The organism is Micromonospora sp. NPDC005367 (assembly GCF_040606825.1).
Lineage (GTDB): Bacteria > Actinomycetota > Actinomycetes > Mycobacteriales > Micromonosporaceae > Micromonospora.
On the sequence record NZ_JBEXFP010000067.1, the window covers coordinates 26,974 to 33,189 of the forward strand.

General features: G+C 72.3%; 9 protein-coding genes. 6 read left to right on the forward strand and 3 right to left on the reverse strand.

The window, feature by feature from the left end; translation table 11 throughout:
* The first annotated feature begins 59 nt into the window (after positions 1-59).
* Positions 60-668: a TetR/AcrR family transcriptional regulator gene (locus tag ABZS42_RS29770; protein ID WP_355150907.1), complete on the forward strand. Its 609-nt coding sequence runs from the start codon at positions 60-62 to the stop codon at positions 666-668.
* A gap of 25 nt (positions 669-693) precedes the next feature.
* Here ABZS42_RS29770 and ABZS42_RS29775 read toward each other — a convergent pair whose 3' ends face one another.
* A complete protein-coding gene (locus ABZS42_RS29775; protein ID WP_355150909.1) occupies positions 694-1,353 on the reverse strand; it encodes a TetR/AcrR family transcriptional regulator in 660 nt (219 codons plus the stop codon).
* Between the two features lie 186 nt (positions 1,354-1,539).
* Here ABZS42_RS29775 and ABZS42_RS29780 point away from each other — a divergent pair, with 186 nt between their 5' ends.
* Entirely contained in the window at positions 1,540-2,136 is a 597-nt protein-coding gene (locus ABZS42_RS29780) for a DsbA family protein (protein ID WP_355150911.1), read from the forward strand.
* Between the two features lie 68 nt (positions 2,137-2,204).
* Positions 2,205-2,747, forward strand: a complete 543-nt coding sequence (locus ABZS42_RS29785) for a cupin domain-containing protein (RefSeq protein WP_355150913.1) — start codon at positions 2,205-2,207, stop codon at positions 2,745-2,747.
* A 19-nt stretch (positions 2,748-2,766) separates the two neighbouring features.
* Here ABZS42_RS29785 and ABZS42_RS29790 read toward each other — a convergent pair whose 3' ends face one another.
* Entirely contained in the window at positions 2,767-3,303 is a 537-nt protein-coding gene (locus tag ABZS42_RS29790; RefSeq protein WP_355150915.1) for a MarR family transcriptional regulator, read from the reverse strand.
* 144 nt (positions 3,304-3,447) lie between these two features.
* On the opposite strand from ABZS42_RS29790, the gene ABZS42_RS29795 reads away from it, so the two are divergent.
* Together ABZS42_RS29795 and ABZS42_RS29800 are read left to right on the forward strand one after the other, a co-directional pair.
* Entirely contained in the window at positions 3,448-3,933 is a 486-nt protein-coding gene (locus ABZS42_RS29795) for a phage holin family protein (RefSeq protein ID WP_355150917.1), read from the forward strand.
* A 32-nt stretch (positions 3,934-3,965) separates the two neighbouring features.
* A complete protein-coding gene (locus ABZS42_RS29800) occupies positions 3,966-4,388 on the forward strand; it encodes a ChaB family protein (protein ID WP_355150927.1) in 423 nt (140 codons plus the stop codon).
* A 47-nt stretch (positions 4,389-4,435) separates the two neighbouring features.
* Here the strand turns inward: ABZS42_RS29800 and ABZS42_RS29805 are convergent, their stop codons facing one another.
* Positions 4,436-4,573, reverse strand: a complete 138-nt coding sequence (locus ABZS42_RS29805; RefSeq protein WP_355150919.1) for a hypothetical protein — start codon at positions 4,571-4,573, stop codon at positions 4,436-4,438.
* A gap of 39 nt (positions 4,574-4,612) precedes the next feature.
* Here ABZS42_RS29805 and ABZS42_RS29810 point away from each other — a divergent pair, with 39 nt between their 5' ends.
* Positions 4,613-6,142: a metallophosphoesterase gene (locus ABZS42_RS29810; RefSeq protein WP_355150921.1), complete on the forward strand. Its 1,530-nt coding sequence runs from the start codon at positions 4,613-4,615 to the stop codon at positions 6,140-6,142.
* Positions 6,143-6,216: the final 74 nt, after the last annotated feature.

A 6,216-nucleotide genomic window follows, 5' to 3' on the forward strand; every position in this document is an offset into this window, starting at 1 on the left:
CGCGGGACGGCAGGGCCCCCGTGCCGATACCGTCGACCAGCACGACCCGAGGAGGCCACTTGACGCGCTCGCTGACCAGCAAGGGCGAGGCGACCCGAGCGCGGATCGTCGCCGGCGCGGCCACCGAGGTACGGGAGCGCGGCGTGGACGAGGTCCGCCTCGAGGATGTGATGGCCCGCACCGCCACCAGTAAGAGCCAGCTCTTCCACTACTTCCCTGGCGGTAAGGAGGAACTCCTGCTCGCGGTGGCCGAGCATGAGGCCGACCAGGTGCTCGCCGACCAGCAGCCGATGCTCGGAGACCTGACGTCCTGGGCGGCCTGGCAGGCGTGGCGGGATGACCGGGTGATCTCGCGTTACCAGGAGCAGGGCGACACCTGCCCGCTCAACGGTCTGCTCGGCCAGGCGGGCCGCCGCGCACCGGCTGCCCGGGCAGTGCTCGTCGGGCTGATGCGGCGCTGGCAGGAGGCGATCGCCGCCGGGATCCGGCACATGCAGTCGACCGGCGAGATGACCGCGGAGGTGGACGCCGGACGCGCGGCCGCCGCCATGCTGGCCGGCCTCCAGGGCGGCGTCCTGCTGCTGCTCTCGACCGGACGGGTCGACCACCTCGAGGCGGCCCTCGACCTCGCCATCGACGGTCTCCGGCGCCGGCAGTCTCGCGGGTGACGGCAGCCCGCCCACCCGGACCGGATCAGGGGCCCTGCTGGTCCGGCGCGAGCGCCGGCCACAGCGTGGCCACCACGCGCTCGGGGAGCGCCGCCGTCGACTCTCCGGCATAGAACGCGGCGAAGTAGCTACCGAAGCACATCAACGCGATTCCGCGGGTGTCGATGTCGGCTCTGACCGCGCGTCGCTCCCGCAGCTGCTTCAGCACCTCCTCGACGAGGGCGACCCGGGGTTCGACGGCGTGTTCGCGCAGGATCTCCAGCAGGTCCGGCGTGCGGCCCGCCTCGCCGGCGAAGTTGCCCATCAGCACCATCGCGTCCGGGTTGGAGTAGGCGGGATCGAGCCGGCGGACAGCCTCCACGAGCGCGGCGCGCGGCTCCAGCTCCGCGAGGTCGACGGTGTGCATGTCGCGCTGCCTGCGGAAGCCGTAGTCGAGCGCGTCGACCACCAGGTCGAACTTGTTCTTCCAGCGGCGATAGAGGGTGGGGCGGGTCACCTTGGCGTCGGCGGCGATGTCACCGATCGTCATCCTCGAGTAGCCGTCCCGCACGAGGCGCTTCCGGGTGGCCAGGATGATCGCCTCGTCGATGGCGGCGTCCCGGGGCCGGCCGCCGGGATGCGCGCGTTCGCTCCCGCCCGCTTCACTGTCCCGGTCCGGTTCGCCCTCTGGTCGGGCTCGAGCCATGGTTCACCTCGTGGGCAGCGACAGTCGTCGTACGGCGCAAGTTACGTTACAAGCAGCGACTGTAACACAAAGCACTGACGCGACGGGCCGCCGGAGTGGGCGTGCGGATCATGCAGAGTTACAGTCAGGTGCTGTAACGAAACATGCGGAGCCGTACCGACCGGCTCCCGAAGGCAAGGGGCTGACGTGGAACCGAGCAATTCCGTCCTGCACTGGTTCGACTTCATCTGCCCGTTCTGCTACGTCGGACAACAGCGCAACGAGATCCTCGAACGACGCGGCCTGGAGGTCGTACACCTTCCGTTCCAGATCCACCCCGAGATCCCCGACGGGGGCGTCGAGGCCGGACCGCGGACCGCACCGATGTATCAGGCGCTCGAACGCGAAGCGGCGGAGGCCGGCCTGCCGTTGAACTGGCCGCGACGGCTGCCCAACACCCGGAAGGCACTGACGGCGGCCGAATGGGTCCGCCGCAACCGGCCGGACGTGTCGGGCGACTTCAACCGGGCGTTGTTCGCCGCGCGCTTCGAACTCGGCGAGGACATCGGCGACCGGACGGTCGTCGAGCGGCACGCCGCCGAGGTCGGAGTCGATCTCGACGCGCTGCGGGCCGCGCTCGACGACGGCAGCGCACTGGCCTTCCTCGCCGAGTCCGAGTCGTTGGGCGCGCGCCTCGGCGTACGGGCGACACCGACCTGGCTCGTCGCGGGCGAGCTGGTGTCCGGCCTTCTCCCGCGAGCGGAGTTCGAGCGGCTCGCCGAGAAGGCGACGCCACGTGGCTGACGCCGCGAACCCCGGTCACCCGACCGACCGGAGCGCGCGGAAGACCTGGTGAAGGAGAGGAGATCTCGATGGACGTGCGCAATGCACCCGAGTTGAAGGTGGTGCCACCCGGCGGCGGCGAGTCGGCCGACATCCCCGGGTTCGGCGCTGTCTTCAAGCTCCACAGCCGCGACAACGGGGGCCAGGTGGCCATCGTGGAGCATCCGTTCGCGGTGGGCACGATCACCATGCCGCACCGCCACACCCGCGAGGACGAGCACTCGATCGTGCTCGAAGGTGAGATCGGGTTCCGGTCCGACGGCGACGAGGTCGTCCTCGGGCCCGGGGGCTACATCACCAAACCCCGCGGCCAGATGCACGCCATGTGGAATGCGGGCGGCGTGCCGGGTCGCATCATCGAGGTGATCACACCAGGCGGGTTCGAGACCTACTTCCGGAAACTCGGCGAGCTGTTCACCTCCGTGAAACCGGGGCCCGGCATGAGCATTCGCGAGACACCCGAGTTCGGCGAACTCGCCGCGAAGTACGGCCTCACCTACGGCACGCCCGACTGGCTCGACGGCATCGTCGCGCGGTACGGACTGCGCCATCCGCTCGGGCGCTCCGACTGACGTACCCCGGCGGCGTCGCTCACCCCGTGTGTTCGCTCGGGGTGAGCGACGGCCCCGTGCAGCGCTCCCACTGCTGCCACCACTGCCGCTCGGTGGGTTCGCCGGCGGCGACGACCAGCGCTTCGACCAACTCGGCGAGGTCCCGGGCCGACTCGGTCCGCCGACTGCCGACCAGTTCGCGGATCTGGTCGGTCCGCCGCCGCATCACCTCACCCACGAGCTCCTTCCCGCTGGTGGTCAACGCCAGCCAGGAGACCCGCCGGTCGGTGGCACCGGGATGCCGGGCCACGAGACCCCGGCGCACCAGCCGGTCGCAGGTCCGGGTCGCGGTCGACGGATGGACGTGCAGGGCCGCGGCGAGATCGACGGTCCGTAGCGGCCCCCGGGACGCGAGCACGACGATCGCCCGATACTGCGACAGCGTGACGTCCACGTCCAGGGTGGCGAGGGCGCGGGTGGTGATGCCGACGAGGGTCCGACTCAACGCGGCGAGGCTCTCGACGAGCCCGGTCTCCGGGCCCGTCGACGTACTCGCGCGGAGCACGTTCGTGACCATGCGGCAATGATGGCACGGGTGCAGATTCCACCCTGATGGTGATCCGCTGGTCGTGGCGGCCCCAGCTCCGGGTGAGCTTTCCGGTGTGCCGCGGGGGAACGCGGGTACCAAGCCGCGTTGGCAGCGAGCAGCGGGGAGGACACCATGGCAGGCGCGGCATCTTCTGACCAGCCCGCCCGGGGCGACCGGACAGGCAACCCCGCCGGACGCTTCGCGGACGAGATCGCCGAGGTCGTCCGCGACGAGATGGGCTCGGTCCGGCGCCAGCTCACCGAGGCCGCCCGGCCGGCCGGCGCCGGCATCGCCCTGCTCGCGGCGGCCGGCGGCTGTCTCATCCTGGGTGTGGGCGCCGCGTCGACCACCGTGCTGCGCATGCTTGAGACCTTCCTGCCCCGGCGGCTGGCCGTGGCGGGCCTGGCATCCGGCTACCTCGCCGCTGCCGCCGTACTGGGGCGGCTCGGACTGCAGCAGTTGAGCGCGGCGGGCGACAACTCGGCCCGGGTCGCCGACGAGGTGCGCGAGGCCGTCTCCGCGACGGCCGGCGCGGTGGTGCCGGCCGGGTCCGCGGCCGCCCGCCAGGCGCTGGGGGGCGGTCGTGGCCCCGAGGCCGACGGGCGGAACGGGGTGTGACCTTGCCGGACAAGCATGAGCAGGCCGAACAGATGCGTGACGACGTGCCGTCGACCGTCGCCCGCTCCGACGACAAGGCGGTGCGTACGTACAAGAAGACGCTGGAGTCGGCCGAGGAGACCTACGACGACGGGGAGCGGGCGCACCGCACGGCGTACGCCTCGCTGAAGCACACCCACGAGAAGGTGGGCGACCACTGGGAGCCCAAGGAACGCCCCGGGCCGTCCGATCCGCAGGCGGAGTTGGGCACACCGGCGTCCCGGGAGAGCAGCCGCCCCACCGCCGGAGGTGTGGACGCCAACGCGAGCAGGGAACATCTCGACGACGTCGCTCGCCGGGTGGGCATCGAGGCCCCGCAGGACCTGGGGAAGGACGATCTGGTCCAGGCGATCGAGAAGGCGAACGCGCGGGCCACCGTGCGCGCCCGGAAGCGGGGAGGACGTCCGATTCCCTGAGCCCCGAGAGGTGATCGGCCCACGACCCGGTCGCGGGCCTCGCCCGGTCAGGCCGGTGGCCAGTTCCGCAATGCGGCGGCGGCCACTTGTTGCAGGTCCTCGCAGCTCGCGCCGCGGGCGGTCGCGCTGGCGCTCGTCAGTCGCCGGTCGTGCGGCGTACCCTTGGTCGCCACGAATGCGTGCATCCTTGCACGTATTCGGACCTGGGGGAGGGGTGGGGAGCCGTGACGCGAGGCGCTGCCCGCTGGGCGCGGCGAGGGCTGGTGGCCCTCGCCATGATCATCGTTACCCTCGCCGGCGTGATCGGCGGCACCACGCTCGGCGGCCGGGTCACCGGGGACGTGGGACCACTGCGAGTGCAGTTCCAGCTCAGCCCGTCGACCAACGGCGGCAGCGAGATCGCCGTGCCACCGCTCGGCTCGCTCTTCCTGGACAGCCACTCCGGACCGGCCCGGCTCACCGCCCGCCTCGACTCGCTCGACCAGAAGCGCGCCGAGGCGCTGATCCACGAACCGGGTGGGCTGGCCGCGGCCGGGGCCTCCGCGCCGGCCGACATCCGCGACGCCCTGCTCCGGCTGGGCCTGCGTACGATCGCGGTATCCGTCCTGGTCACCATGCTGCTCGCGGCACTGACCTTCCGCTCCACCCGCCGGACCGCCTGGGCGGGGACCCTCGCCCTCGCCGTCACCGGCGGCGCGCTCGGCGCGGCCGCGCTCACCGTACGACCCAGCGCCGTCGCCGAGCCACGCTACGAGGGGCTCCTGGTCAACGCGCCCGCGTTGGTCGGCGACGCCCGCCGGATCGCCGACGACTACACCCGCTACGCCGATCAGCTGCAACGACTCGTCGGCAACGTCAGCAAGCTCTACAGCACCATGTCCAGCCTGCCCGTCTACGAGGCGGCGGCGGACACCACCCGGATCCTGCACGTCTCCGACCTGCACCTCAACCCGTCCGTCTGGCCCGTGATCAAGACCGTGGTCGAGCAGTTCGACATCGACCTCGTGATCGACACCGGCGACCTCACCGACTGGGGCAGCGAGCCGGAGACGTCGTACGTGTCGATGATCGGCCAGCTCAAGGTGCCGTACGTCTACATCCGCGGCAACCACGACTCGCCCCGCACCGCCCAGGCCGTCGCCGGGCAGCCGAACGCCGTGGTCCTGGACGACTCGATCACCAGCGTCTCGGGCGTACGTATCGCCGGCATCGGCGACCCCCGATTCACGCCGGACAAGCAGGAGCAGGAGGCCGGCCCGTGGGAGGAGGGGGCGACCAGCCTCCCGGGCTCGGGCCTGCGACTCGCCGACACCATTCGGGCCGCCGGCGTCCCGGTCGACATCGCCCTGGTGCACGACCCGGCGTCCGCCGAGCCGCTCGCCGGGACGGCGCCGCTGATCCTCGCCGGGCACACCCACCAGCGGCAGGTCCGCATGCTGCCCGGCCCCGACGGCGGGCCCGGCAGCCGGCTCGCGGTGCAGGGCTCCACCGGCGGAGCGGGCCTGCGGGGGCTGGAAGGCGAGGAACCCACACCGCTGGCCATGTCGGTGCTCTACCTGGGCCCGAACCACCGTCTCGAGGCGTACGACGACATCCGGGTCGGTGGCACCGGACTGGCTCAGGTGAGCCTGAACCGGCAGGTGATCGACCCGGACGCCACGGCGGACACGGCCGGCGCCGGTGCCGGCGAAGCCACCCCGGCCGCACCCCCGCCGTCGCCGGATCGCCCGAGCCCGCTGCCCGTCGGCCGCTGACCGGCCGCCTGCCGCACCCGGCGAGCGATCGGACCCGGGCGTGCGCACCGGGGTGGTCCCGGGCGGCGGGGCGC

What these genes read in the sequence shown, in the direction of transcription:
- ABZS42_RS29805 (WP_355150919.1), bottom strand. Translation starts at nt 4,573, where the DNA reads ATGCACGCATTCGTGGCGACCAAGGGTACGCCGCACGACCGGCGACTG.
- ABZS42_RS29795 (WP_355150917.1), top strand. Translation starts at nt 3,448, where the DNA reads ATGGCAGGCGCGGCATCTTCTGACCAGCCCGCCCGGGGCGACCGGACA.
- ABZS42_RS29775 (WP_355150909.1), bottom strand. Translation starts at nt 1,353, where the DNA reads ATGGCTCGAGCCCGACCAGAGGGCGAACCGGACCGGGACAGTGAAGCG.
- ABZS42_RS29800 (WP_355150927.1), top strand. Translation starts at nt 3,966, where the DNA reads ATGCGTGACGACGTGCCGTCGACCGTCGCCCGCTCCGACGACAAGGCG.
- ABZS42_RS29790 (WP_355150915.1), bottom strand. Translation starts at nt 3,303, where the DNA reads ATGGTCACGAACGTGCTCCGCGCGAGTACGTCGACGGGCCCGGAGACC.
- ABZS42_RS29785 (WP_355150913.1), top strand. Translation starts at nt 2,205, where the DNA reads ATGGACGTGCGCAATGCACCCGAGTTGAAGGTGGTGCCACCCGGCGGC.